Origin of the sequence: Alicyclobacillus cycloheptanicus, from assembly GCF_028751525.1 — a bacterium.
GTDB lineage: Bacteria > Bacillota > Bacilli > Alicyclobacillales > Alicyclobacillaceae > Alicyclobacillus_L > Alicyclobacillus_L cycloheptanicus.
Window position 1 is genome coordinate 1,239,805 of record NZ_CP067097.1, and the last position, 25,673, is coordinate 1,265,477.

Annotated in this window: 25 protein-coding genes; 5 read left to right on the top strand and 20 right to left on the bottom strand. The window is 61.8% G+C overall.

What is annotated here, in order from left to right; genetic code table 11:
• Positions 1-118: 118 nt before the first annotated feature.
• The gene (wecB, locus tag JI721_RS05660) at positions 119-1,243 is read right to left on the bottom strand and encodes a non-hydrolyzing UDP-N-acetylglucosamine 2-epimerase (RefSeq protein WP_274457697.1); all 1,125 of its coding nucleotides are present in this window, start codon (positions 1,241-1,243) and stop codon (positions 119-121) included.
• Positions 1,244-1,326: 83 nt separating this feature from the next.
• Positions 1,327-1,902, bottom strand: coding sequence for a uracil phosphoribosyltransferase (upp, locus tag JI721_RS05665; RefSeq protein WP_407654095.1), 576 nt, complete (start codon positions 1,900-1,902; stop codon positions 1,327-1,329).
• 233 nt (positions 1,903-2,135) lie between these two features.
• Between upp and JI721_RS05670 the strand changes: the two genes are divergently transcribed.
• The 3 genes from JI721_RS05670 (at position 2,136) to JI721_RS05680 (ending at position 5,733) form a co-directional block, all read left to right on the top strand.
• Positions 2,136-3,311: an MGDG synthase family glycosyltransferase gene (locus JI721_RS05670; RefSeq protein ID WP_274457089.1), complete on the top strand. Its 1,176-nt coding sequence runs from the start codon at positions 2,136-2,138 to the stop codon at positions 3,309-3,311.
• Between the two features lie 91 nt (positions 3,312-3,402).
• Entirely contained in the window at positions 3,403-4,929 is a 1,527-nt protein-coding gene (locus tag JI721_RS05675; protein WP_274457090.1) for an MFS transporter, read from the top strand.
• 144 nt (positions 4,930-5,073) lie between these two features.
• A complete protein-coding gene (locus JI721_RS05680) occupies positions 5,074-5,733 on the top strand; it encodes a YkoP family protein (RefSeq protein ID WP_274457091.1) in 660 nt (219 codons plus the stop codon).
• 29 nt (positions 5,734-5,762) lie between these two features.
• Here the strand turns inward: JI721_RS05680 and JI721_RS05685 are convergent, their stop codons facing one another.
• From JI721_RS05685 to rpmE, 13 genes are all read right to left on the bottom strand, one after another.
• A complete protein-coding gene (locus JI721_RS05685; protein WP_274457092.1) occupies positions 5,763-7,130 on the bottom strand; it encodes a DUF4129 domain-containing protein in 1,368 nt (455 codons plus the stop codon).
• The gene (locus JI721_RS05690; RefSeq protein ID WP_274457093.1) at positions 7,127-8,266 is read right to left on the bottom strand and encodes a DUF58 domain-containing protein; all 1,140 of its coding nucleotides are present in this window, start codon (positions 8,264-8,266) and stop codon (positions 7,127-7,129) included. The genes JI721_RS05685 and JI721_RS05690 overlap by 4 nt, the downstream gene beginning before the upstream one ends.
• Positions 8,263-9,273, bottom strand: coding sequence for an AAA family ATPase (locus tag JI721_RS05695; protein ID WP_274457094.1), 1,011 nt, complete (start codon positions 9,271-9,273; stop codon positions 8,263-8,265). The genes JI721_RS05690 and JI721_RS05695 overlap by 4 nt, the downstream gene beginning before the upstream one ends.
• Before the next feature lie 83 nt (positions 9,274-9,356).
• Positions 9,357-10,610: a serine hydroxymethyltransferase gene (locus tag JI721_RS05700; protein WP_274457095.1), complete on the bottom strand. Its 1,254-nt coding sequence runs from the start codon at positions 10,608-10,610 to the stop codon at positions 9,357-9,359.
• A gap of 39 nt (positions 10,611-10,649) precedes the next feature.
• Entirely contained in the window at positions 10,650-11,234 is a 585-nt protein-coding gene (locus JI721_RS05705; protein ID WP_274457096.1) for a TIGR01440 family protein, read from the bottom strand.
• A complete protein-coding gene (gene rpiB / locus JI721_RS05710) occupies positions 11,228-11,716 on the bottom strand; it encodes a ribose 5-phosphate isomerase B (RefSeq protein ID WP_274457097.1) in 489 nt (162 codons plus the stop codon). Before rpiB ends, JI721_RS05705 begins: the two co-directional genes overlap by 7 nt.
• An 80-nt stretch (positions 11,717-11,796) precedes the next feature.
• Complete coding sequence (locus JI721_RS05715; RefSeq protein ID WP_274457098.1) at positions 11,797-12,300, bottom strand: low molecular weight protein arginine phosphatase; 504 nt, start codon at positions 12,298-12,300, stop codon at positions 11,797-11,799.
• 219 nt (positions 12,301-12,519) lie between these two features.
• Positions 12,520-13,083 carry a manganese efflux pump MntP gene (locus JI721_RS05720; protein ID WP_274457099.1) on the bottom strand — a complete coding sequence of 188 codons (564 nt, stop codon included), beginning with the start codon at positions 13,081-13,083 and terminating at the stop codon, positions 12,520-12,522.
• Positions 13,084-13,671: 588 nt separating this feature from the next.
• Complete coding sequence (locus tag JI721_RS05725) at positions 13,672-14,925, bottom strand: L-threonylcarbamoyladenylate synthase (protein ID WP_274457100.1); 1,254 nt, start codon at positions 14,923-14,925, stop codon at positions 13,672-13,674.
• A 53-nt stretch (positions 14,926-14,978) separates the two neighbouring features.
• Positions 14,979-15,674 carry a stage II sporulation protein R gene (gene spoIIR, locus JI721_RS05730; protein WP_274457102.1) on the bottom strand — a complete coding sequence of 232 codons (696 nt, stop codon included), beginning with the start codon at positions 15,672-15,674 and terminating at the stop codon, positions 14,979-14,981.
• A 60-nt stretch (positions 15,675-15,734) separates the two neighbouring features.
• Entirely contained in the window at positions 15,735-16,652 is a 918-nt protein-coding gene (prmC, locus tag JI721_RS05735) for a peptide chain release factor N(5)-glutamine methyltransferase (protein WP_274457103.1), read from the bottom strand.
• Between the two features lies 1 nt (position 16,653).
• Positions 16,654-17,727 (bottom strand): peptide chain release factor 1, encoded by a 1,074-nt coding sequence (gene prfA / locus JI721_RS05740; RefSeq protein ID WP_274457105.1) that lies wholly within the window; start codon positions 17,725-17,727, stop codon positions 16,654-16,656.
• Between the two features lie 183 nt (positions 17,728-17,910).
• Positions 17,911-18,120 carry a 50S ribosomal protein L31 gene (gene rpmE, locus JI721_RS05745; protein WP_274457106.1) on the bottom strand — a complete coding sequence of 70 codons (210 nt, stop codon included), beginning with the start codon at positions 18,118-18,120 and terminating at the stop codon, positions 17,911-17,913.
• 238 nt (positions 18,121-18,358) lie between these two features.
• Here rpmE and JI721_RS05750 point away from each other — a divergent pair, with 238 nt between their 5' ends.
• Positions 18,359-18,565 carry a hypothetical protein gene (locus JI721_RS05750; RefSeq protein WP_274457107.1) on the top strand — a complete coding sequence of 69 codons (207 nt, stop codon included), beginning with the start codon at positions 18,359-18,361 and terminating at the stop codon, positions 18,563-18,565.
• Positions 18,566-18,593: 28 nt separating this feature from the next.
• Here the strand turns inward: JI721_RS05750 and JI721_RS05755 are convergent, their stop codons facing one another.
• From JI721_RS05755 to glpX, 3 genes are all read right to left on the bottom strand, one after another.
• Positions 18,594-19,859 (bottom strand): radical SAM protein, encoded by a 1,266-nt coding sequence (locus tag JI721_RS05755; RefSeq protein WP_274457699.1) that lies wholly within the window; start codon positions 19,857-19,859, stop codon positions 18,594-18,596.
• 104 nt (positions 19,860-19,963) lie between these two features.
• Positions 19,964-21,202, bottom strand: a complete 1,239-nt coding sequence (gene rho, locus JI721_RS05760; protein ID WP_274457701.1) for a transcription termination factor Rho — start codon at positions 21,200-21,202, stop codon at positions 19,964-19,966.
• 179 nt (positions 21,203-21,381) lie between these two features.
• Positions 21,382-22,341, bottom strand: a complete 960-nt coding sequence (gene glpX / locus JI721_RS05765; protein ID WP_274457108.1) for a class II fructose-bisphosphatase — start codon at positions 22,339-22,341, stop codon at positions 21,382-21,384.
• A gap of 233 nt (positions 22,342-22,574) precedes the next feature.
• Here glpX and JI721_RS05770 point away from each other — a divergent pair, with 233 nt between their 5' ends.
• Positions 22,575-23,750, top strand: a complete 1,176-nt coding sequence (locus tag JI721_RS05770) for an aminotransferase A (RefSeq protein ID WP_274457109.1) — start codon at positions 22,575-22,577, stop codon at positions 23,748-23,750.
• Between the two features lie 67 nt (positions 23,751-23,817).
• On the opposite strand, the gene JI721_RS05775 is transcribed toward JI721_RS05770, so the two are convergent.
• Positions 23,818-24,972, bottom strand: a complete 1,155-nt coding sequence (locus JI721_RS05775; protein WP_274457110.1) for an N-acetyldiaminopimelate deacetylase — start codon at positions 24,970-24,972, stop codon at positions 23,818-23,820.
• Positions 24,972-25,673, bottom strand: a complete 702-nt coding sequence (gene dapD, locus JI721_RS05780) for a 2,3,4,5-tetrahydropyridine-2,6-dicarboxylate N-acetyltransferase (RefSeq protein ID WP_274457111.1) — start codon at positions 25,671-25,673, stop codon at positions 24,972-24,974. Before dapD ends, JI721_RS05775 begins: the two co-directional genes overlap by 1 nt.

Consider the following 25,673-nt stretch of genomic DNA (forward strand, 5'->3'; position numbering starts at 1 on the left):
CGCTCCTTTCGAATGATCGCGCCTGATTCCGCCTGCCCCCCACCAGATTACGACCGACTGTCCCTGACGGCGCCGGTCCAATCCGCCCGCCGTGACGGCGGACTTACGCATGCCGACCTCACCGATACTGAAACGCCTCCGGCCGCGGACCGCGGCCAAAGTGGTGCAAAATGGCCTGCACAATGCGTTCCGATGCGCGGCCGTCGCCATAGGGGTTCTTGCGCCCAGCCATATCATGGTATTGCGCCGCGTCCTGGAGCAACCCGGACGCAGCGTCAAAGATGGCACCGCGGTCGGTCCCAACCAGGCGCAGCGTCCCCGCCGTGATGCCCTCCGGCCGCTCCGTTGTGTCGCGCATGACGAGCACTGGGATGCCGAGTGACGGCGCTTCCTCCTGAATGCCGCCGGAGTCGGTCAATATCAGGTACGCCCGAGCCATAAAGTTGTGGTTGTCCACGACACCCAGCGGGTCAATCAAATGAATGCGCGGATGATTCCCCAGGATGGAGAAGGCGGTTTCCCGGACCACCGGGTTCAGGTGCACCGGATAAATCAGCTGCACATCCGGAAACGCCTCCACCACGTCCAGCGCCGCGCGGCAGATGTTCTGCAGCGGCTCGCCCAGGTTTTCCCGGCGATGCGACGTCATGTAGAGAATGCGGGCGTCCCTCGGGATTTGGTCGAGCACCGGGTGGTGGTAGTCCTTCTGAACAGTGGTACGCATCGCGTCAATCGCGGTGTTTCCCGTGATGAATACCCGCTCCGGCGCCTTCCCTTCGCGCGCCAGGTTATCCGCCGACCACTGCGTCGGCGCGAAAAACAAGTCGCACAGCACGTCCGCCAGCTGCCGGTTCATCTCTTCCGGATACGGGCTGTACTTGTCGTAGGTGCGCAGGCCCGCCTCCACGTGGCCAATCGCCACCTGCTGATAAAACGCGGCCAGCGCGGCCGCAAACGTGGTTGTCGTGTCGCCGTGAACCAGCACGATGTCCGGTTTGCGGTCCGCAATCACCTGCTCCAGGCCCTCCAGGGCCTTGCGCGTGATGGTGCCGAGCGTCTGGCTCGGCTCCATGATATCCAGGTCGTCATCCGGAAAGATGCGGAACACCTCCAGGACCTGGTCAAGCATTTCCCGGTGCTGTGCCGTGACACAAACGGTGGACACGATGTCTGGTGAAGCCTCCAGCGCCTTCACCAGCGGCGCCATCTTCACTGCTTCGGGCCGTGTCCCAAACACCGTCATCACACGTACGGGAGACGTGGTCAAGATGAATCCTCCTTACTGCTTCTCTGCACCTTGGTGTCCGGCTTGTTTCGGTGCCCGGTTTACTTCGTACCGTACAAGCGGTCGCCGGCATCGCCCAGTCCCGGGACGATATAGCCGTGATCGTTCAGGCGTTCGTCAATGGACGCGACGTAGATGTCGACATCCGGATGGTCACGCTGCACTCGCGCAATCCCGTCCGGCGCGGACACCAGACACATCAGCTTGACACTGGTCGAACCGCGGCGCTTCACCGCCTCAATGGCAGCCGACGCGGACCCGCCCGTCGCCAGCATCGGGTCGACCACAATCACTTCGCGCAAGTCCATCTGCTGCGGCAGCTTGCAGTAGTACTCGACCGGCTCGAGCGTCTCTGGATCGCGGTAGAGGCCCACATGCCCCACTTTCGCGTTGGGAATCAGCTGCAAAATCCCGTCGGCCATGCCCAGGCCCGCCCGCAGCACCGGCACAATCGCGAGCGTCTTGCCGTGAATCACCTTGGCCACGGTTGGCGCGACCGGCGTTTCAATCGCGATGGGCGCCAGCGGCAAGTCCCGCGTAATTTCGTAGGCCATGAGCATGGCGACTTCCTGCACCAGCTCCCGGAACTCCTTGGTTGGCGTGTCCTTGGAGCGCATGATGGTCAACTTGTGCTGAATCAACGGGTGTTCCAAAACGTGTACTTGTCCCACGAATGCCAACCGTCCTTTACCTGGTTTTCCGAAATCGGACACATCCTTCAGTATCTTTTCGTGCCGCAAGTTTGATTGCCCGGATTTTGTCTAGAATGAGTGAACATAGCCATTATAGCAGAACCGCCTGTGGTACAATGTGGGCCACAGAGGTTGACTGAGAACGCGAGGTGTACACGGTGCCCGCCGTTTCCAGGCTTCTGATTTTGTCGGCTTCTTATGGAGAAGGACACCAGCAGGCTGCGGTCGCTGTACAGGGCGCCATGTCTGCGATCAGTCCGGAGACGGACATTCAAATCATCGACTACATCCGCGCGGTGCATCCGATGCTGGACTCCGTGGCGAAGTACTGTTACTTGACGAGTGTCCGTTATGCGCCCGCATTATACGGACTGTTTTATCGCGGCACCATGCAAATTCCACCAACCTCCCTGATTCAGCGGCAGTTGAATTCCATCGGCCTGCACGCGCTCGAACGCCAGATTCGAACGTATCAGCCGGACGTGATTCTGTCCACGTTCCCGACCCCCGCTGGCGTGGCGTCCTTCCTGAAGGAACAAGGGCGCATCCAGGTGCCGTTGGCCACCGCGATCACCGATCACGCCGTCCACAGCCAGTGGATTCACCCTCATACGGACCTGTATTTCGTCGGCTCCCAACGTGTCAAAAACGGGCTTGTGCGCCGCGGCATTCCGGCCAATCGCGTAAAAGTCACGGGAATCCCGATTCGGCCCGCGTTCGCCCTGTCCTATGACCGCGAGGCTCTGGCGCAAAAATACGGATTGGATTCGTCCATCCCCACGGTGCTCATCATGGGCGGCGCATACGGGGTGCTTGGCGACATTTACGCCATCTGCGACGAGTTGTTTCATTCAAAATACCCGCTGCAGGTGCTGGTGGTCACGGGAAAGAATGAGCGCATGAAGGTGCAGCTGGACGAGCTCGCCCGGGACGCATCGACGTCGGTGCATGTGTTTGGCTTCGTGGAAGCCATTCACGAGTTGATGCACTTGTCCGATGTGATGTTGACCAAGGCTGGCGGGCTGACCATTTCCGAGGCGCTCGCCGTCCAGCTGCCGATGGTGCTGTATCGGCCCATTCCAGGGCAGGAGGTCCAGAATGCGGCCTTCCTCTGTAAGTCAGGCGCGGCGCTGTTGGCGCGCAACCGTGAAGAAGTCGTCCACCACCTGTACGATTTGCTGATTCACAACCCGGGCCGGCGCCTCCTCATGCGCCAGCGGACGGCTCGCATTCGCAAGCTGCACGCCGCCGCGGAAATCGTGGATGGACTTGTGACACTGGCACGCCGCCCTTCCGCGGCGGGCTACCGCGCGGCGAGCGAACAGGGGTCGTGAACCGCGGCAGCAGCAGGCGGCGGCAAGCGCCGGGAGCGCGCGTGCGCCCGCGATCATCGAAAACGACTTTCTCCAAAAGGATGACTGCCTGATGGATTTGAATCAGAGGACCGATACCAACGTCCATCTGCATACCGATACAAACGGTCCCAGCCACGGTCAAGCCGGCACCGATCACGACCGCACGGGTCACGGCGGCACGGGCCGCAAGCGATTCCGCTGGCTGGAACCGGAACTGTTTCAGCCGTTTCTGTTCACCGTACTGGCCTGCCTCGCGCTGTCGGAATTCGTCCGCGGCGCGTTGACCCTCAGCCTGCTGCCGACGTACGGCCGGACCGTGCTGCTGTTTGCGGTCGAGTGGACCGCGCTGGCGCTCTCCATCCAGTACGCCGTCGATACCTTGCTGCGGTCGCCGGCTGGATGGCTTGCCGATCGCTTTGGGCAGCGGCCCGTGCTCATCGCCGGCTTCACCATTGCACTGGCCTCCGTGTACTGGATGATGAACGTCCACACGGTGCGCATGCTGCTCGCCGCTGCCGCTTGTTACGGCGCAGGTGTGACCCCCGTTTGGCCAGCGGCGATGTCGGCCATCGGAATCGCGGCGCCAGAACACAAACGCGCTGCCTTCATGGGCTACCTGTACATTTTTTGGCTGGTGGGCGCGGGACTCGGGCCGGTGCTCATCAACTTTGTGATTGGGCGCACGTATGTCCTCGCGTTCTGGCTGCTGCTGTTCATTCTCGGCCTGGCACTGCTGCTGGCGATTTTGTTCACCGGCCGGCCGCAGCCCGCAGCGGCGGACACCCGGGACGCCAACCGCAAGGCTGATGCGCAGCGTGCGCTCCGGTCGCAGCGGCGGACCGCCATTTACTGGCGGCGCCTCTGGCAGAATGTGCGGGAGGTCGCGTTCCTGTTTCCGGGCATGTTTGCGCAGACGTTCGCCGTGGCCTCGCTCATCCCGATTCTCTCCCTCTACGCCAAGCTCGTCCTGCGCATCAGCGGCGCTGCCTACAGCACGATTCTGGTGGCCGGCGGTGTGCTGACGGTGGCACTGTTGATCCCGGCTGGCAAACTGGTCGACCGCTACGGCCCGCGCCGGTTTCTGGTTGGCGGCTTTGTGCTCGCCGGCGTGGTGCTCGGCTTGTACCCGCTGCACCATACCCTGCCGCTGACCTATGTGACGGTGTGTGTGCTTGGACTCAGCTACGCGTTTATTCTGCCTGCGTGGAATTTCGTGCTCGACCATTCGATTGATGCAGACAAGAAAGGCACCCTGTGGGGCGTATTTATGACTGTTGAAGGCATCGGATCGGCCGCGGGCCCCTACATCGGCGGCCTTGTCTGGGACGCCGCGGGCACATCGGCGCCGTTTTGGGTCAGCGCTGGCGTGATTTTGTGTATGGGCCTCCTGTACATGATTCTGCCGATCGACGCCACGGGCAGTCGAGGGTCCCGGTCGTTGCGCCGCACCCACCCCGACAGCGAAGGCGGCGCCGACACAAGCAGCGGCATCGCCAGCGACGCCAGCACCAGCACCAGCACCGGGAACGCGGAATCCATGCGTCCGTCCCGAAATCGCCGCAGCGGCCCCGGCGGCCCTGGCCCCGCCGGCGTGTAGTCAGCGCGCGTGTTAGCCAGCGGCGGCGCAGCGGGTACCTCGCAGCAGGCGCAGCGGGCACGCCCAGCCGCGTCAGGGCGGCGCGCCCAGGGCTGTTGAATTCAGGGGCCTGTCCAATGCGCCCTAGGAAAGGAGCGAGCCTGGATGCCATTACGCGATGGCGCCAACCATGGCGCCAACCTCGATGTCCCTGCCCGGACCCAATGGAATCCCCGCGATTTGTTCAACGCTTATCCATTGTGGCGCCGCGGGCTGATTTTTTGCTGGCAGCCTGTGGAGGCGCTGTTCACCAGGCTGTATCACGTCACCGATGTCAACGACATGTTTCGTATCAGCCCGGCCGTGTGGCATCATGGCGAGCGGTTGAACAAGGATGGAATCACCGTCCTGTACGACGGCGCCCCCGTGCTGGACCTGCACTTCCAGAACCTTACACTCCTCCAGCTCTCCAATGCCAAGGACAACCGCGCTTTGATTCGGGGCCTTCGCGACGCCAAGCGCGGTCTGACCGACGTCGCCGCATTGCTCCGAGACGACGAGCGGTACCGCGACGTGCGAGCCCTCACGGCATTCACGTTGATTCATCGCGGTATCGATCTTCTTGGATTTCACGTCGAGCCACTCCCCGACACATCCGAAAAACGCAGGCTGCAGGCTTATATGCGGTTCCTCATGGGCATGTACCACCCCGAGGGGTTCCGGCGGCTCCGAGAAGGACGGCAGTCGCTGGAAGTGAAGCTCGTGTGGATGAGCCGCGAAGAGCTGATGGCGGCCTATGGGACAAACAACCCCGCTCTTCGTTGATTCGTCCCTGTGGATTGGGTCTGCTCCAGCTACTCGTACTTTGTCTTAGAGCTCAAGGGCTTCTTGAATGTCCGCAATTCGCGCTTGCCCATGAGCCCAAAGCGGTGGAACAAGCGCGCAAAGGTGTTGGCGTTTTTCGCAGAAACGGGTTGATGGCCGTAGCGTTCCGCTTCATAGGCGTGGATAAACTGATGCAGGACGTGCGCTGCGTCGCGATCGGGCAGGGCACCCGCAGCTGCCACTCTTTCTGCGTATGTCCGAACGGTTTCACCCGGCTGCAAGGGGTATCCTTTTTGGGTCATTTCGCGCAGGAAGCCGAGCAGCAAGTTGCCGAGCACGGTGGCGGCCTGCGGCAGGCGCCTTCTTCGCGCGGGCAGTCGCACGCGCTCCAGCTTCGGGGCCTCTTCTGCAGAGGCTGCTTCACCGAGCGCCCTTTTTTGCGTCAGCAGCCACCACAACAGCACCCCCATGCAAAGCCCGATGCCCCCGACCCAGAAGTAGTCCGGGACATGCATCACATGAGGGACGTCCACCAGATGCGTCGGCCGATTGGGCTTGCCTGTGGACAGCGAGTGCATGGCCCCCTTGTGCTTCGGAAGGTGCACCATCTTCGAAAGGACAAACAGGAAAACTGCAAAGGCGGACAGCGTGCCAAGGGTCACCAGGATGCTGAAAAGTGCGGATCGCCGTGAAAGTCCGTAGATCACGATTGCGGCCAGGAGGACGACCAGAATAACAAGGCGAAGCGACGGAAACAGGTACATGAGCGCAAAGGCGGCTGCGAGGCCGCCAGCCATGCCGTAGACGCGCCAGCCAAATCCCGCCGGCTGGTAAACGCCGGCTGCGATGGCCGCTTGGACTTGCCCCATGCGCATCTCCATCATCCGGAAGAAGAAGGCCGCCACGAACACGCCCATATCCAGGGTTCGGATGGCGGCTCCATTGGCCATGGCATGCGTCGCGGCCAGCAGAATCAGCCAAGCTGCAACAATCATGACCGCGTCCCACAGCATGCGGCGGTCAGGGGTATCGACATCCGCGTACCCGCGAACGTCCCGAATGCGCCGCACGACGAACAAAGCCCAACCCAGACAGCCCGCCGCCAAACCGGCGGGACCCGCTATCCACGTGCTGACGATGCCGAAAACGACCGTGATAATGACGAAGGCTGCCAATGCGACGCCGCTGCTTCTCCGCGGCGCAGCGGTGTGATCGACCATCGACGGAGCCGCGGCCATCACAGCCCCGCTCACAGCCAGCGCAGCGAGTGCGGTGACCCCCAGCATCCAGGCGTCGGCATGTCCCGTGAACAGACAACTCAGGCCAAACACGATGGCGGCAGAAATCCCACTGTCCGCGGCCAGCCCGGCCACGTTGAGCGGTCGCGACGATCTCATGGCGTTCCCTCCTGGGCGTTCACCGGGCGGCCTGCTTCAGCGGCTGCGATTGGCTGGAGCGCGTGTACCTCTACGCTGTGCCCGCGCCGTCTCAAGCGCTGGACCTGCATATCGATGGCGTCGTCCCAGTACGCGGTCACAACTTTGATTGGACATGGGCCCACCGCCTCCCGCGCAACCTCCTGCAGCACCTGTTCGAGACGCGCGTTTGAAAACACTGGAATGGCGCCAAGCGCATGCCCGAGCGCCATGTCCTGCTTCGCGGACCAGCGACCGGACAGGGTCATCAGGTGATGCCGCTTGCTGCTGGTTTTGCCTTGAAGCGCTGTATTTGTGTAGAGTCGAACCGTCGTCCCTTGTCGAATCAGCTGCTCAATGATGGCATATGCTGCTTCACAGACTCGGTCGACCGTCCCCGCATCCGCTGCCCAGTAGTCACGGTCCACTTGTGCGCTGACGACGACGATGGCGTCGTTGGCGAAGGAAGACGCTCGGTCCACCACAATCAGTTCATTCCGCCTGGCACTGAGTAACCAGGCAATGTCCCGGACAGAGTCACCAAACTGGTAGGGCCTGACGTCCACCCAGTCGAGCGATGTGGGAATGCGCCTTCTCGACGAAGGAACCGCGCCAAGCCGCGTCATGTGCTCCGTGACGCGGGGCGCACGCCCCTTCTTGGGATGCACTACGAACGACACAAAGGCATCCAGCTTACGCGCTTCACCGGCCGATAGCAGCCCATCGGAAAGTGTCAGCGTGAGCGTGGTGACGCGGTACGTACCGCGCGCAACACCGTAAACCTGGTAGGACGCCTTCACCATTTCCCGCGGTCGAAGCGAAACCGCCAGGGAGATGTTTCCCTCCGGCACACGGGCAGACTGAGCGGCCGATTTCGCCGCATCCCGCAAGGACAGCCCCGCGGGCAGGTCGATAGCGCACCTGACCATAGGCGCGGGCAGCCAGGCGTGGTTTTTGACCTTCACGGTGACACACGCCGACTCACCATAGGGCAGCGAGCGAACGTCTGCTTCAAGTTCGGCCTCCACCTGCGGCGCAACCACACGCTTCCACACCTGATGCCATCCCACCATGACGCCGACCATGCAGAAGAAGGCGAGCAGACACAGCGCCGTCATACGATGTCACGCTCAATCGGAACCTCCACGGATTCAACCAGCTGCTTCAGCCATGCTTCCGGGTCTGTACCGGAGAACTCCATATGTCCCTGAAACACCAGCCTGTGGAGGAACACGGACGCGATGACCTGCTGGACATCGTCGGGAATGACAAAGGTTCGATGCGCCAACACGGCATGCGCACGCGCAGCGGCCGCAAGCATGACCATCGCCCGTGGACTCGCCCCAATTTCAACGTCGGGGTGACTGCGCGTCGCTTGAACCAGCCTGGAAATATACGTGAGGATGTCTTCGTGCACCTGCACCCGGGCCACCGCCTGATAAAGCGCGTCAAGCGCCGCGGGGTTCAGCGGTGCATCTGCCGGTTTGGACGGCGCATCAGAATCGCCCGCCGCCGCATCCAGCTGCAAGTGGAGCCGCAGCAGCCGCGTATCCTGTTCAACCGGTGGATAGCCCAATTTCGTGCGCAGGAGGAAGCGGTCGACCTGCGCTTCCGGCAGTGGAAAGACGCCTTGGGATTCGATGGGGTTCTGCGTGGCGATGACCAAAAAGGGTTCAGGCAGCGGCAGGGTTTCCCCATCCAGTGTCACGTGGCCTTCCGCCATGGCCTCGAGCAGCGCGGACTGCGTTCTCGGCAGGGCCCGATTCAATTCATCGACCAGCAGCAAATTCGCGAAGATGGGGCCCTTTCTCAGATGAAACTCCCCATCCTTCGGGTGAAATACGAGCCCGCCAAGAACATCGGCGGGCATCAAGTCCGGGGTACACTGAATGCGGCGAAACGACAGTCCGAGGCTCGCCGCGAACTGCTTTGCCAGCTCCGTTTTTCCGACACCTGGCACATCCTCCAGCAGGATGTGGCCGCGTGCCATGAGTGCGATGAGCAAGGCGTCCACGGCGTGCTCGACCCCGAACAAGCGCGCCCCAATCTGGCGGCGAAGCGACTCGATGGTCTCCCTCGCCGCTGAAAATGATTGATCCACCGCTGCCGTTTCGACCGTTGTCAACGAGCACCCTCTCCCTTCACCGAACACAGGTTTTCCATGTACTGGAATACGGAACCGATACAGCGCCGTCGACGCGTTTCGAATTATCCGACGTACGTCAGGTCTTCGTACAGCGGGAAGCGGTCGGTCAGTGCCTGTACGCGGCGGCGCGCCTCTGCAGCGTTCGCTTCGGTCAACTCGGAGGACAGCGTCAGTGCAAAAATCTCCGCGATCTCGACCATCGCATCCGTGTCCATGCCGCGCGACGTAATCGCCGGCGTCCCCACGCGGATGCCGCTGGTCACCATGGGACCGGCCGGATCGAACGGAATGGCGTTCTTGTTCACCGTCACGCCGATCTCGTCGAGCCGCCGTTCGGCCTCTTTGCCCGTGAGGCCGAAGTTGCGCACGTCGATGAGCAGCAGGTGATTGTCGGTGCCGCCAGAGACAAGCTGGAAGCCGCGATCGGTCAGCGCGGAAGCGAGCGCCTTTGCGTTGTCGATGATGCGCCTGGCATAGTCCTGAAACTCGGGCTTGAGCGCTTCGCCGAAAGCGACGGCTTTGCCGGCGATGACATGCATGAGCGGCCCGCCCTGCACGCCCGGAAAAATCGCCTTGTCCACGGCTTTCGCGAACTCCTGGGTCGTCAGAATCAGGCCGCCGCGCGGACCGCGCAGGGTCTTGTGCGTGGTGGAGGTCGTGAAATGCGCATGCGGAATCGGCGACGGATGCAGGCCCGCTGCGACGAGCCCAGCGATGTGCGCCATGTCGACGAACAAATACGCACCGACCTCGTCGGCAATCGCGCGCATGCGTTCGAAGTCAATGATCCGCGGATAGGCACTCGCCCCCGCCACAAGCATCTTGGGGCGGTGCTCCTTGGCGATGCGCAACACCTCGTCGTAGTTGATCGTGTGCGAGGCTTCGTCTACGCCATACGCGACGAAATTATAAAGCTGCCCGGAGAAATTCACTGGACTGCCGTGCGTCAGATGACCGCCATGCGCAAGGTTCATGCCGAGCACCGTATCGCCGGGCCGCAAGACGGAGAAGTACACGGCCATGTTCGCCTGCGCACCGGAATGGGGCTGGACGTTGGCGTGCTCCGCGCCGAACAATTGTTTCACGCGGTCGCGCGCGATGTTTTCCACGATATCCACGTATTCGCAGCCGCCGTAGTAGCGCCGGCCCGGGTACCCTTCCGCGTACTTGTTGGTCAGCACGCTGCCCATCGCTTCCATCACGGCGCGGCTGACGAAGTTCTCCGACGCGATGAGCTCAATCTTGTCCCGCTGCCGGTTCAGTTCCTGTTCCATAGCGTTGGCGACTTCTGCATCCCACGCACCCAAATTTGGCATCTCCTGCTCCCCCAATCGCGCACCACTTGGTGCGTTCTTCTATTGCAACCCCAACCGCCGCTTTGCTTCCTCAGGGTCGTAGACCGCGCGCGATCCGCCAATCAACGGCGGACGCGTCCGCGCCATCACCACATGCGCCGCACCCACTTGCGTCAACGTCCCGCGCACCGGGACCGCGACCGGCTTCAAGTGCATCCCAATCAATGTATCGCCGATATCGATGCCAGCGTCCGCTTCAATCCGCTCCACCAGGCAAGCGTTCGGCAACGCGAAAAAAGCGTGGGCCGCCACGGCGCCGCCTGCGCCCATGACCGGCACTGCGCTGACCTCTCGCCAGCCTTTCTGCGCCGCCAGGCCGCGCGAGACGACCAGTGCGCGATTCAGGTGCTCGCAGCACTGAAACGCCGCATCACACCCGGTGGACGCGCAGAAGTCGAGCACCGTTTCCACGACCACCCGGCCCAGTTCCCCCGACGTCGCGGTACCAATGCGCTCACCCGCAATTTCGCTGGTGGAAGCGCCGACGACCAACAGGCGGCCGCGCGACAGGTGGGCGGCCGTGTGCAAATCCGAGAGGCACGTTTGCAAGGCGCTGCGAACTGCCGCTGGATCTGCCTTCAGCATCCGGCGCCACCCGCCAAATCGGCTGCTACGTCCGCCGGCGAGCGTTTGCGGTCGAGCTGGTTCATCTTGTCCACCCGCCGGGCATGCCGGCCCCCTTCGAACTCGGCAGCCAGCCAGACCTTGAGCACCTGTTCAGCCACCCCGACGCCAACGACCCGCTCCCCCATCGTCAGGACGTTCGCGTCGTTGTGGCGGCGCGACATCTCGGCGGAGTACACATCGTGCGCGGTGACTGCGCGGATGCCCGGCACCTTGTTGGCCGTGATGCACATCCCAAGGCCGCTGCCGCAAATCAGCACGCCGCGATCGTACGCGCCGCTCGCAACCGCCTGTGCAACCTTCAGCCCATAATCCGGATAGTCCACGGAGGATTCGTCATAGGTTCCGAAGTCGTCATACGTGACACCGAGCTCCTTCAACGTCTCCACCATCGCGTTCTTTAACCGCAAGCCAGCGTGGTCAGACCCGATGGCTACTTTCATGCTTCAACACCTCATCTTCAATCTCGCCGCAGCCCCCGCCCGGCCCATCACACCGAGCCCTGCGGTCGGACGACGGGCCGCTACGCCTGGTCATCGCGCGACGTCAACCGGTCGATCTCGGCGTTCGCCTCCAGCTTGTTGAGAAGCACATCAATCGCCTCTTCCAGTTTTCGCGCACAGGTTTCGTAATCTTCGGCCGTTCCACCGAATGGATCTACAATATCACAGCCTGCGGACGATTGGCTCCCCTCATCGGAAATATAACGAAGAAGTTCGAACGTTTTGTCCGCAGCCTGTGGGAATTGACGAATCACATGCTGCCTGTGGCCGGCGGTCATCGTGAGAATGATGTCCGCCTCTGATACCAGTTTCTCGTCCAATGGCTGCGATACGTGGTCGACCTCGATGCTGCGCCGCTCCAGAGCGGCCGCCGCTTCGGGGGAAATCGGGACGCCAGCAACCGCGCTCACCCCCGCCGACTTGACAGACCAAGGCAAACCGCGCGCTTTCAGCCTGGACTTGGTGATGAGCGCCGCCATTGGGCTGCGGCAGGTGTTCCCTGTGCAGACAAACAAAATGCGCAACGCGGACACCTCCCCGCCTCAGGATGTGACAATGACATGGATGCTGCCTGGTTCCAGTATATCCGGGGGAATTTTGTGCATGCAATGGTGTACCGGCAGATGCACCGGAGCGAACGCACCTGCGGATGACCAAAGCTTGGAGGACGGCGCCGGGATCTGCACAGCCAAGCTGAGGGCGCAGGACGAGTGCCCGGGTGACGGCCGCAGTCAAGCGGCATGCTAGGTACAGATGAAGTGCAACCCGTATCCGATGAGAATTGCAGCGCCCAGCAGTTCACCATATGTACCGGTGAGCTTGTTCGCACGCTTGCCGACAAGGATACCCAGCACACACATGATGGTCGCCACCACGCCGAACGCGAGTGCAGCGACGATGCCGTACGCCGCGCTGCGAAGGCCCAGACTGAACCCGACAGACAACGCGTCAATCGACACGCCGCCAGCAAACAACACCCCTCCAACGGCAGTGGCACCAAGCGGTGCCTGCTCTTTTGAGTCATTGTGGTACAAGCTTGCATAAACCATGTGCAGCCCCAAGCCGACCAACAATGCCCCACTGAACCACTGCGCGACCTTGCCCAACATCCCTTGCAGAATCACACCCGCCCATAAGCCTGCCAGCGTCAAAGCTACATGAAAAAAGCCGATGTACACCGCGAGCCGAAGCGCCCGCTGCCGGGTGACACCGTGCAAACCCAGCCCGATCGCGAGAGAGAACGCATCCATGCCCAGTGCGATTGCCATCATCATGATTTCCAGTCCGTCGTGCACGTGGTTGAACAAACGCGCTCCCCCCTCGTCACCCTCAAACCTATGCACTCGTCCACAAGAAAATGTCCAAGCGTAGTGGATGGATGGGGAGTAGGGATGGGGGTGGGGAATGGGGGTGGGGAATTGCGGTGGAGGAATTGCGGCCCCGCTTTAGGAACCTTTCCTGCCTAATTGGGGGTCCGGCACAGCCGGACCATCCGACTTAAGGCGCCTTTGCTGCCTTAGGCCGCCGCAGGCCGGTGAGCGGACCGCCCCTTTGGGAACCTTTCCTTCCCAAATGGGGGTCCGGCACAGCCGGACCATTCGACTTAGGGCGCCTTTGCTACCTTAGGCTGCCGCAAGCTGGTGAGCGGCCCGCCGCTTTGGGAACCTTTCCTGCCTAATTGGGGATCCGGCACCGCCGGACCATTCGACTTAGGGCGCCTTTGCTGCCTTAGGCCGCCGCAAGCTGGTGAGCGGCCCGCCGCTTTGGGAACCTTTCCTGCCTAATTGGGGGTCCGGCACAGCCGGACCATCCGACTTAAGGCGCCTTTGCTGCCTTAGGCCGCCGCAACTGGCATACCTCAGGCGCACCTCAAACCGCCGCAAGCCCACGGCAACTCACACGCGATAGACCCTGCCTTCGGAAGCCTTTTCGAGCCGATTCATCACCGCCAGCCCGAGACCTTCCGGCGGAACGCCTGCCACCGCAATGGACTTCGCGCCGCACCGGTCAAACGCCCGCAACAGCCTGTACAAATTGCGGCTGAGCGACTCGACGTAAGACTCGCCGGGATCTGGCCACCAATCGACTGGGCGCGTACGCCCGTCCGCCAGTTCGCCTTCTACGCCAGCCCCAGTTCCGGCTCGTTCCCGCGGCTCGCGCTCGGCGCCACGTCCGCCGGCTGCCTGGCCCGCCGGCTCGGTGTCCGTCAGTGCGAGTCGAACAGCTTCCGGACGCACGCGGTTCGGCGCGATGATGGCGACCGGTGCGCGGCCGGGATCGGCGGCGAAGGTGCGGATCACGTCTGTCACCCGCGCCTTCTCCCCTGTCCACACGGTGACCGCTGCGTTCGGCGCATAGTGGCGATATTTCATCCCGGGCGCCAGGGGCTGCCCCATGCCCCCCGACGGCCCGACGCCCCCCGACGGCCCGACGCCCCCCGACGGCCCGACGCCCCCCGGCCGCCCGGCGCTCGGCGCCCCGCCGTCCGCGTGGCGCAGCAGCAGGTGACGGTCCAGCGCCACCGGAATTCCCAGCACCTCCTCGAGCGCCTCCTTCGATACACCGCCTGGCCGATAAATCGTGGCCTGGTCTCGTCCGATGGCCACCACGGTCGACTCCACGCCGATTGGACAAGGCCCCCCGTCGATCACGCCGTCGATTCGCTCCGCCATGTCCTCCATGACGTCGCCGGCTGTCGTCGGACTCGGTTTCCCGGACTGGTTCGCACTCGGTGCCGCCACGGGACAGCCCGCGGCCTCCAGCAGCGCCAGCGCCAGCGGGTGGTCGGGCACGCGAACCCCCACCATCGTCAGGTTCGGGTGCACAGAAGGCGCCAACCGCGCATGAGCGGGCATCAGCAGGGTGAGGGGGCCCGGCCAGAATGCGGCCATCGCGCGGCGGACCGGCTCCGGTAACGCGGCCACGTTGGACACGACCCCGTCCAGCCACCTTATCCCCGGGACGTGGACGATTAACGGGTTGTCGGCCGGGCGCCCCTTGGCGGCGAACACCTTTCGCACCGCCCCTTCCAGCCACGCATTTGCGCCAAGCCCGTACACTGTCTCCGTCGGAAATGCAACAAGGCCGCCAGCGCGCAACACCGCCGCTGCGGCCCGAATCTCACTGGGCTGATTGTGCCAAATCTGCATCTCGCCACCCCATCTCTCTGCATGAACCTGCTCTGCATGAACCTGCAATGAACCTACAACACGCGCTCGATGGCGTGCCACAATTCCTCGCCGTAGTCGACTGACGCGAGCCGCACCTGAACCTGAGTGGGCTGCCCGTCCGATCCCGGCACTTCAATCGTCTCCAGCGGCGGCAGGTCGGGGAATCCGCCGGTGTTCGGCACGGCGTCCCCGTCCGCGATGTCGACGAAGCAGAGGGGCGGGAACAGCACACACCACCAGTTTTGCCCCTGGCCGGATCCGAGGGTGATGCGAAGCGCCTCATACTCTCCAGCCGGATATACTTGATTGCCGTAAATTTTGGTCGGGAACGGCACCTTGCCGACATCCGTGCGGACTGCATATGTAAAACCGTGCTGGCGAACCACTTTCGTCGCCAGCGCTTCAATCTGCGGTTCATGGTCAATCACGATTTGCTTCGCCTGTGCTTCGCTCTTGGCGCCTTTCAGCCACTGTGCAACCTGCACGACCACGGCGTTGCGCACGTCCAGCTTCACAGCCTGGTCGCTCGAACGGTCGCTGTTGGCGATGATGCGAAGCCGCAGCGCCTCGCTCGGAATGGGGGTATCGTGCGGCTCGGCGACATTGTACAAGGCGGCGTCCGCGTTCGACGCTTGTGCCTTGTTTTGCGCGTGCGCCGCCATCATGCGCCCGATGCCGACCACGCAGACTGCTGCCATCACCAACACGGCCAACCGTTTCGCAACCATTCTATCGACCTCCTACCATCTCTAGCAACAGTCTCGCCAGGAGATGATAGGTTTAAACCTTCAATCGTGAGATTTGCTGCGCTCCCCGGTGACGACGCGCGGAACCCCGCGCAGGTCGTCCAGCACCGAGAACCGCCATCCCTGCCACAGATGGGCATAATCTTCGGTGAAGAGGCGCTTCACCTGAACCGCCTGGTCAAATCCAACCTCCATGAACCACGCCGCAGGCCCGTCCAGGAATGCGCCGTCTCCCAGTGCCGCAAAGCGCCGGTAGTAGGCTAGGCCATCCGGCCCTCCATCCAGCGCCAAACGGGGTTCGTGGCCGCGCACCTCGACGGCTAACCCGGGCAAATCCCCGGTGGGGATGTAGGGCGGATTGCTCACCAGGACCTGGATGGGATGGTGTTGCAGCCACACGAACCCGTCGCCGACGTGAATGGCGACCGATGCCTGTAAGGCTGCCGCATTCTCAGCCGCAATGGCTGCCGCATCTTCGGAGAGGTCGACCGCCGTGACGACAGCATCCGGGCACTCGAGGGCAATCGTGATCGCTAAAGCACCGCTGCCGCAGCCAAAGTCCAGCACCTGTGCAGCGGGCAGATGGGCGCGGATCCACGAAACGGCCGCGGCGGCCAGCACCTCGGTTTCTGGGCGCGGTATGAGGCAGCCCGGACGCACACGAAAGAGTCGGCCGTAAAATCCAGCCTGTCCCGTCAGGTATTGCAGCGGCTCCCCTGCGGCGCGGCGGTGAACCAGCGCAGCCAATTGCTCCGCCGCACTGGGTTTTAGCCCTTCACGAAGCGACACGACGAGCTGCGTCCTGGTCAAGCCCGTGACGTGCAGCAGCAGGGTCTCTGCCTCGGCGCGTGCCCGCACTGGGTCGGTCACCGGATCTGCGTCCCGCTGCAAAAAAGAAGAAGCCCAGGCCAAGGCTTCCCCCGTGGTTCGAAATGGATAGGATGTTTCGCGTTCGTTCACGTTACGCCTCCACCGCTTCCGCCAGACGTTCCGTTTGCTCGGCGACCGAAAGAGCGTTGATGATTTCGTCGAGATCGCCATCCAGAATCGACTCAATCCGATGCAGCGTCAAGCCAATCCGATGGTCCGTCACCCGGCTCTGCGGGAAGTTGTAGGTGCGGATGCGCTCGCTCCGATCGCCCGTTCCGACCTGCCCTTTCCGCTGTGCCGCAAGTTCCTGTTGCTGCTCCATCTCGTACTTCTCGTACAGCCTGGCCCGCAGCACCCGCATCGCTTTGTCGCGGTTCTTCAACTGGGACTTTTCGTCCTGGCATGAGACAACGATCCCGGTGGGCAAGTGGGTGATGCGCACCGCCGACTGGGTGGTATTGACACTTTGTCCGCCCGGCCCCGTCGAACAAAAGGTATCGATGCGAATGTCCTTTTCGTTGATTTCAACTTGAATGTCTTCGACTTCCGGCAACACCGCAACGGTGGCAGTGGAGGTGTGAATGCGTCCGCCAGATTCGGTCACCGGAACACGCTGCACTCGATGTGTGCCGCTCTCATACTTCAGCTTGCTGTAAGCGCCTTTCCCCTGAATCGACAGCGTGGCTTCCTTCAATCCCCCGATGTCTGTGTAGTGCGCGTCAATGACCTCCGTCTTCCAGTTATGCCGCTCGGCGTACCGCATGTACATGCGCAATAACTGGGACGCAAACAGTGCCGCTTCGTCTCCACCTGCAGCACCGCGCACCTCCAGAAAGACGTTTTTGTCGTCGTTTGGGTCACGCGGCAAGAGCAGCCGTTGCAGTTCACTTTGCAAGCGCTCCTCTGCCTCGACCAACTCGTCGATCTCCGCCTTTACCAGCTCGCGCATCTCGTCGTCCAATTTCTCCTGCAGCATCTGTTTCGCTTCCTGAAGTTGCTGCGTGACTTGCTTATACTGCTTGTAGGCCTCCACCGTGTCCGCCAGTTCCGCCTGCTCCTTGGAATAGTCGCGGAGTTTCGCCGGGTCGCTGATCACGGCCGGATCGCACAACCACTCAGACAACTGGTTGTAGCGCGCCAGGGTGGATTCCAGTCGATCGAACATGTCGTACACCCCCTTATGAGGTTGTCGTACTGTCTCAGCACTTGGCCCTACGCAAAGAGCCTGGCATCCTCCGCCAGGCTCCTGCTTTTGCACCGCAGCGTCGGAATCGGCATCTGTTTCGCTCTGCTTCGGACACGCGGCCGCATCCTGAAACAACCTGCTTGGAACAGAACCGAGACCAGGCTACTCTGCTTGCTTCAGACCGTATTTCTTGTTAAAGCGATCGACACGACCGCCTGTATCCACAAACTTCTGCTTACCCGTGAAGAATGGGTGGCACTTGGAGCAAATTTCGACACGAAGATTTTCCTTTACGGAACCCGTCTCAAACGTCTCCCCGCAGGCACACGTGACGGTGGTTTTATGATAGTCCGGATGGATCGCAGCCTTCATTGGATTTCACCTCACTTCAAACAGATCATAAGACACTGCGCATTAGTATACCACGCGTCGATGAAAATGTCACGCCGGAATGCACACATCGTCCATTCACAGCCAGCGCTGTTGAAAATCTACCCAAATTCTCCAAAACAATCATAAGATTTTCTGCCCATCATTGAGTCATTTGGGACCTGCACGTAAGATGTCTACAGAAATACAGAAACCACTTCTTGGGGGAGGGCCCATCATCATGAAAAAAGTTTTCATCGTCACTTGTGTCAGTCTGAGTCTGATTGGATTTTGCACGCCCATCATGGCGAATGTCTTACCCAACAGCACGACAACCCTTGCTGCGACCGCCAATGCCGCACCGACCACAGCGCCGGTCACACCATCCGCCGATCCAGAATGGCCAGACTGGTTCGATGTCACAACAGCCCCAAGCGACCCCGCGTAAAACCTGTTTTTTACGTTTCGTCTCAACTTCATAGCTGAGTTTCGACTTGCGACTGTCTCACGGCGGCCCGTCTGGGCCATCCGTGGGGCGGCGCGAGGGTGTACGAGCCAACCTCCAGCCCAGGGCACTCTGCTTTCAAAATCTCAATGACTTGCGCCATTCCGAGCAGTTCTCCCTGCTGTGCGGGAATGCGCTCGAGGTAATACTCCGGGTCGATGTTCAAGTTGCGCATCTGTACCAGGCAGACGCCTGTTTCCCGGAGAAATTCAACCATGGCCTCCACTTCCTCCTCACGGTCGGTTACACCGGGAAACACGAGGTAGTTGATGGACGTGTAAACCCCGTGCAGACGAGCATACTTCAGGGAGTCCGCCACATCCTGCAAGGTATACCCGCGAGGCTTGTAGTAGGCGTTGTAATGCGCCTCCAGCGCACTGATCGTACTGACCCGCATTAAATCGAGCCCAGCGTCGACCATCGCCTGGATGCCTTTGGTCATGCCAGCATTCGTGTTGATGTTGATCAACCCATCGGACGTCGCTTCCCGAACCCTTCGAATGGCCTGTACGATGTGCGGCCACCGTGTGGCAGGCTCTCCCTCGCAACCTTGCCCAAAGCTGATGACGCCCTGGGGATTGTTGCGAATGTGCGTCAACATCACATCGACCATCTCATCGACAGACGGGGTGAACTGCAGACGAGTCTGCGGGGACGGGAACGGCGCGTCTTCCGGCTGTTCTGAAATACACCCCACACACCCTGCGTTGCACGTCGAGGACACCGGCAAGGCTCCTTCAAAACGCCCAAGAAACGTATTCTTCGCCGTCAAGCAGCCGTATTCAAGCGCGCAGCCTGACAGGTGCTGAAACAGACGATTCTCCGGATGCGCCTCCAACATGTTCGTGACCGCGGCGCGAATCTCGTCGTCGCGCACCCGGGCCGGATTCCACGGCTCAGGATCGGCAGTGGCATGCGCCGCGACCACAAATCCTCCGTCGACCCATCCCACCGCCGTGTAGCCGAACAACGGCAATGTTACGGGTGGATCGGAGCGGCGTTTGACATACCCCGGCAACAGCAGCCGAGTAAAGCCCTGCGGCAACAGGGCGCCGACGGCATAGGCGTCTTCCCCAAGCGAAACCATCTCGCCCGTATCCGGGTCGACACCGATGGCACGGGTCCCCGGCAGCCATGCCAAAGTGGCGCCCTCGGGAAGCGGAATCCATTCTGCCGCTTCCACTTCCGTCAGCCACGCACCCGTGCGCGCCGCCGGGAACAAGCGGTCGTGATTCATGACCTGACCGCGCGCATCGGCATACAGCAATCGAGGATAAGGTTGTCCGAAAGGGGGCGTCTTGCGAGCGGCCCGTTTCTGACCCTTCCTTTGTTGTTTCATGTTCAAGCCTTCCGTTCTTTGGATTCCTTGTGAAGTTCCAAACTGGCGAGGAATTCTTCATTCGTCTTATAGTGTTTGAATTTGCGGATAAACAATTCCGTGAAGTCCTGGTTATCCCCCATGGACTTGCGAATCGCCCAGACCTTCTCAAGCTCATCCTTCTTCATGAGCGCTTCCTCACGCCGCGTTCCCGACCGGCGGATGTCGATGGACGGGAACACACGCTTCTCGGCCAACCGCCGATCGAGGTGCAATTCCAGGTTGCCTGTCCCCTTGAACTCTTCGTAGATCACGTCGTCCATACGCGAACCGGTGTCGATGAGTGCGGTGGCCAGGATGGTCAGGCTGCCGCCTTCCTCGACGTTGCGCGCGGCACCGAAAAAGCGTTTCGGGCGGTGGAATGCTGCCGGATCGATACCCCCTGACAGCGTCCTCCCACTGGGCGGTACGACGAGGTTGTAGGCCCGCGCCAAGCGGGTGATGCTGTCCAGCAAAATCACCACGTCACGCTTGTGCTCCACCAAGCGGAGCGCTCGTTCGAGGACGAGTTCGGCGACCTTGATGTGGTTTTCCGGCACTTCGTCAAACGTGGACGCAATGACTTCACCGCGGACCGAACGCTGCATGTCGGTGACTTCTTCCGGACGTTCGTCAATGAGCAGCACAAACAAGTCAGCTTCCGGGTAGTTGGTTGCCACGCTGTGCGCAATTTCCTTCAGCAGCATGGTCTTGCCAGCTTTCGGAGGCGCAACGAGCAGACCGCGCTGACCAAAACCAACGGGCGCAAACAAGTCCATAATGCGCGTGGCGATTCTCTCCGGGGTTGTCTCGAGCACCATCCGCTTGTCCGGGAACAACGGGGTCAGCGCCGGGAAGTGCAATCGTTCGGCCGCCACTTCGGGACTGACACCATTGACGGCCTCAACGTGCAGCAGGCCAAAGTAGCGCTCATTTTCCTTTGGCGCACGAACCTTGCCGGATACAAGGTCCCCTGTCCGAAGGTCAAATCGCCGGATTTGCGACGCTGCCACGTAGATGTCCTCTGCACTCGGCAGGTACCCTACGGGACGAAGAAATCCGTACCCTTCGTTCATGGTCTCCAGAACGCCTTCGGCGAACATGAGTCCGTCTTTTTCCGCCTGCGCCTTGAGAATCGCGAAGATTAACTCTCTTTTTTTCATGTTTCCGTAGTACGGAATCTGGAACTCTTTCGCATATTTATAGAGGTCCGTCAACCGCATTGCTTCTAAATCACGAATGTCCAAATACGCGTCCCTCACATTCTCGGGTACGACAGCGATTTCACCTGCCGTACCCCGTATTTACATGTTTGCCCGTTCCAAACCTATTCTATGCCGGATGTTTCTGATTGGCCCAGATTCATATAGATGATTGAGGGGTACTGTCTAACATATTCGGATTAGAGAATGGATTTGCGGGACAAATCATGTGTGGCTTCTATCAGTCGAACGGTCCCTGTTTTGGCGCGCATGACGATGGAGTGTGTCGTGCCGCGCGACTTGCTGAGAAATCGCACGCCTCGCAGAAGTTCGCCGTCCGTTACACCCGTCGCTGCAAAAATGGCATCGTCACCTTTGACGAGGTCATCCATGTGGAGAACTTTGTTGACATCCCGGATACCCATGGCCAGGCACCGTTCTCGTTGTGCGTCGTCTTCCGGGACGAGGCGGGCTTGCAGTTCTCCGCCAAGGCACTTCAGAGCCGCAGCGGCCAGAACGCCTTCCGGTGCGCCGCCTGTACCGAACAGAATGTCAACACCTGTGCCCGGAAATGCCGTGTTCAACGCCGCGGCGACGTCTCCGTCGCTGATCAGCTTGATGCGCGCGCCCGCAGCCCGCACCTGTTCAATGATGTGCGCGTGGCGTGGGCGGTCGAGAATCACAGCCACCACGTCGGATACGTCTTTGTCCAGTGCTTTAGCGACTGCTTGTAAATTATCAACGATCGGCGCGTCCAAGTCAACTGCCCCCCGTGCCTCAGGGCCAACCGCGATCTTCTCCATATACATGTCCGGCGCATGCAGCAGCGACCCAGCAGGCGCTACGGCGACGACGGCCATGGCGTTCCACAAGCCCTTGGCGAGAATGTTGGTGCCCTCCAGCGGATCAACCGCCACATCGACCTGCGGCGCGTGCCCAGTTCCCAATTTCTCACCAATGTAGAGCATCGGCGCCTCGTCCATCTCACCTTCGCCAATCACCACGGTTCCATCCATCTGCACCGTGTCGAACATCCGGCGCATCGCGGTGGTTGCAGCTTCATCCGCCTCCACCTTTTGCCCGCGCCCCATCCAACGCGCGCAACTCAACGCTGCCGCCTCCGTTACGCGCACAATTTCTAATGCCAGTTCCCTGTCCATTCCCGTCACTCCTCGGCAGTCGGGCCGCGTCTGTCGCTGTCCCGGCGGCGCCGTCCAGCCTGTTTGGTATGTCACAATCAAAAATAGTATAACACCGATGGAGGCTGGCAGCATCCAGGCCGCATCCTTCCGCCGACCGTGGTATGATCACGATGACGGCGGGCCCCGTCCCAATCACAGCACGCCCTGATGAATGGCGCCCGCCACATCCCATGCGCAAGGAGCGAACCGACGTGCCCGATACCACACCACGCCTCAGCGCCCTCCTGAATCCGGCGGTAAGAAGCATCCAAATCTCCGGAATCAGGCGCTTGTTCAACCTGCTGCCGCAATACCCCGGGTCCATATCCCTGACCATCGGTCAGCCGGACTTTCCCACACCGCAGCATGTCAAGGAAGCCGCCAAGCGCGCGATTGACAACGACGCCACGACCTACACCCACAACGCGGGTACGCTTGCGCTGCGACAGGCGGCGTGCGCGTTCATCGAGCACAAGTACGGACTGACATACCGGGCCGAGGACGAGGTCATCACGACCAACGGCGTCAGCGAGGCGATTGACATCGCGCTGCGCACCCTGCTCGAACCCGGGTGTGAGGTGGTGCTGCCTGGCCCTGTGTACCCTGCCTACGAACCGCTCATTCGCATGGCGGGCTGTACACCGGTGTACATCGACACACGCGAGACCGGCTTCATCCTCACCGCCGACCAACTGTCGCGGGCCATCACACCGCGGACGCGGTGCGTGATTCTGCCCTACCCGTCGAATCCAACCGGCTGCGTCCTGTCAGCGGCACAGCTGGCGGAGCTCGCCGACGTGCTGCGGGGCCGGCCGCTGTTCGTGATCTCAGATGAGATTTACAGCGAACTGGTGTACGACGGCCCCCACCACTCCATCGCGGCACTGCCGGGCATGCGCGAGCAGACCATCGTCGTCAACGGGCTCTCGAAGTCACACGCGATGACCGGGTGGCGGATTGGTTTCACGTTCGCACCGCGCTGCATCACAGAGCAGATGTTGAAGGTGCACCAGTACAACGCGACCTGCGCGAGCAGCGTCAGCCAGGCCGCTGCGCTCGAAGCACTCACAGGCGGGATGGACGACGCGCTGCCGATGCGCGAGGTGTACCGGGAGCGCCGCGACTACGTGTGCAGCCGTCTGGAGAAAATGGGCCTCCCGCTGACCCGCCCGAGCGGCGCGTTCTACGTCTTTCCGTCCATCGCCCAGTTTGGCATCCCATCGTTTGAGTTCGCGGTGCAGTTGTTGGACAAAGGCCGGGTGGCTGTCGTTCCCGGGAGCGCGTTTTCCGACCTTGGTGAAGGGCACGTGCGCATCTCTTACGCGGTCTCGATGGAGACGCTCGCTGAGGGACTCAATCGGATGGAGCGGTTTGTGCAGTCGCTGTGACGGCGGCCGCCCCCGAACATCGGTGCCAACCCTCGACATGGGTGCCGCCGAAAATCAGTGGCTCCGATTACCCGTTGGTGGCCGCACCCTCGCCGCACTGCGACGCGATGTACGCGACCACCGTGCGGACCGCCACGTCAATCGCCGCTTCATTCGGGCTCATCTGCCCGTGATGCAGGCCGTAGGGCGTGTCCACCCCAAGCCAAAACATGAACCCCGGAATCTCACCGAGGAAGTACCCAAAGTCCTCACCGGTCATTGCCGGGCCGCACTCGACCAATTCGGCCGTACCCGCCGACTGCACGAATGCCATAAAGCGCCGCGTCAACGTCTCGTCGTTCCACACCTGCAAGTAATTGGCCCCATAGTCGATGTCTGCCTGACAGTCGAAGCCGGCCTCAATCCCGCGCACCAGCGCCTCCACCCGCGCCTTCACCGCCGCCATGGCAGGCTGAGACAGGGTGCGAATCGTCCCTTCCAGGCGCGCGCGCTCCGCAATGATGTTCTGCTTGGTGCCGCCTGTCAGCTTGCCGATGGTGACCACGGCGGAATCGAGCGGGTCGACATTGCGCGCGACGACGGTCTGCAGCTGCGTGATGAGGTGCGCTGCCGCGACCACCATGTCCCGCGTCCGGTGCGGATAGGCTGCATGACCGCCGCGGCCGACGAGATCGATAAACAACTCCGAGGTGTTCGCGAACAGCAGGCCTGGGCGGGTGGCGATGGTCCCCACCGGGTATTCGGGGGCCACATGCAGAGCCAGCATTTGATCCGGCCGCCACGCGTTGAACGCCTCGCTTTGCAGCATCGGCAGCGCACCGCCGGGGCCCTCCTCAGCCGGCTGAAACACAAACAGCAGGTCGTCCGCGGGCGGGTGATGTGCGAAGTGGGAGAGCACGCCGATCGCGATCGTCATGTGCACGTCGTGACCACAGGCGTGCATCCACCCTGGGTGCTGCGACGCATACGGCAGCCCCGTTTCCTCCTGCACGGGCAGGCCGTCGATGTCCGTGCGGTAGCCGATGCACCGCCGCGGCGCTACCCCCGTGCCGGTGACCCGGACAAGGATGCCCGTCTCCCAGGTGCGCACGGTCAAGTGGGACTGGGGCAAGGACGCGATGATGGAAAGCAGGGTGCGCTGCGTCTCAAACTCCGCGAACCCGCCTTCCGGGATGCGGTGCAGGGTGCGCCGAATGTCGACAAGGGCCTCGGTGTCCAGCATCAGAGCTGCCTCAGTTCCTGCTTAATCTCCACCTTCGCCTGGGTGCGGCTGTCGATGGTCTTAATAACGCGTGCCGGCACGCCCGCCACGACCGTGTTCGGGGGCACATCCTCGATGACAATCGCCCCCGCGGCGACGACCGAACCGGTGCCAATCCGCACGCCTTCCAGGAGCACCGCATTCGCGCCGACCAGCACGTTGTCCTCGACCACCACCGGCTTCGCCGATGGAGGCTCGACCACGCCGGCCACGACCGCACCCGCGCCGATGTGGCAGTTGCGGCCAATGATGCCGCGGCCGCCGATGACCGCATTCATGTCAATCATCGTGCCTTCACCAATCACCGCGCCAATGTTGATGGTGGCGCCCATCATAATGACCGCGTTGTTGCCAATCTCCACCTGGTCCCGGATGATGGCGCCCGGTTCAATGCGGGCGTGCAGGTTCTTGGTGTCCAGCAGCGGAATCGCTGAGTTGCGCCGGTCACTCTCAATCACCACATCGTCAATCTGCGCCGCGTACGTCTCCAGCAGCGGCTGCAGCACGCTCCATTCGCCGAATACCACGCCGACCGTGTCAGTCACAAAGGCGTGTACCTCAGGCCCAAACGGAATTTCCTTCAAGCGCCCCTTCAGGTACGCCTTCACCGGCGTTTTCTTTTCACTCGAGCGGATAAACTCGATGATTTGCTCCGCGTCCAT

Bases quoted from the DNA above. Each gene is read 5' to 3' on its own strand.
- wecB (WP_274457697.1), bottom strand. From the start codon at position 1,243: ATGACGGTGTTTGGGACACGGCCCGAAGCAGTGAAGATGGCGCCGCTG.
- upp (WP_407654095.1), bottom strand. From the start codon at position 1,902: ATGCGCTCCAAGGACACGCCAACCAAGGAGTTCCGGGAGCTGGTGCAG.
- JI721_RS05675 (WP_274457090.1), top strand. From the start codon at position 3,403: ATGGATTTGAATCAGAGGACCGATACCAACGTCCATCTGCATACCGAT.
- JI721_RS05680 (WP_274457091.1), top strand. From the start codon at position 5,074: ATGCCATTACGCGATGGCGCCAACCATGGCGCCAACCTCGATGTCCCT.
- JI721_RS05685 (WP_274457092.1), bottom strand. From the start codon at position 7,130: ATGAGATCGTCGCGACCGCTCAACGTGGCCGGGCTGGCCGCGGACAGT.
- JI721_RS05690 (WP_274457093.1), bottom strand. From the start codon at position 8,266: ATGACGGCGCTGTGTCTGCTCGCCTTCTTCTGCATGGTCGGCGTCATG.
- JI721_RS05700 (WP_274457095.1), bottom strand. From the start codon at position 10,610: ATGCCAAATTTGGGTGCGTGGGATGCAGAAGTCGCCAACGCTATGGAA.
- JI721_RS05705 (WP_274457096.1), bottom strand. From the start codon at position 11,234: ATGCTGAAGGCAGATCCAGCGGCAGTTCGCAGCGCCTTGCAAACGTGC.
- rpiB (WP_274457097.1), bottom strand. From the start codon at position 11,716: ATGAAAGTAGCCATCGGGTCTGACCACGCTGGCTTGCGGTTAAAGAAC.
- JI721_RS05725 (WP_274457100.1), bottom strand. From the start codon at position 14,925: ATGCAGATTTGGCACAATCAGCCCAGTGAGATTCGGGCCGCAGCGGCG.
- spoIIR (WP_274457102.1), bottom strand. From the start codon at position 15,674: ATGGTTGCGAAACGGTTGGCCGTGTTGGTGATGGCAGCAGTCTGCGTG.
- prfA (WP_274457105.1), bottom strand. From the start codon at position 17,727: ATGTTCGATCGACTGGAATCCACCCTGGCGCGCTACAACCAGTTGTCT.
- rpmE (WP_274457106.1), bottom strand. From the start codon at position 18,120: ATGAAGGCTGCGATCCATCCGGACTATCATAAAACCACCGTCACGTGT.
- JI721_RS05750 (WP_274457107.1), top strand. From the start codon at position 18,359: ATGAAAAAAGTTTTCATCGTCACTTGTGTCAGTCTGAGTCTGATTGGA.
- JI721_RS05755 (WP_274457699.1), bottom strand. From the start codon at position 19,859: ATGAATCACGACCGCTTGTTCCCGGCGGCGCGCACGGGTGCGTGGCTG.
- rho (WP_274457701.1), bottom strand. From the start codon at position 21,202: ATGCGGTTGACGGACCTCTATAAATATGCGAAAGAGTTCCAGATTCCG.
- glpX (WP_274457108.1), bottom strand. From the start codon at position 22,341: ATGGACAGGGAACTGGCATTAGAAATTGTGCGCGTAACGGAGGCGGCA.
- JI721_RS05775 (WP_274457110.1), bottom strand. From the start codon at position 24,972: ATGCTGGACACCGAGGCCCTTGTCGACATTCGGCGCACCCTGCACCGC.
- dapD (WP_274457111.1), bottom strand. From the start codon at position 25,673: ATGGACGCGGAGCAAATCATCGAGTTTATCCGCTCGAGTGAAAAGAAA.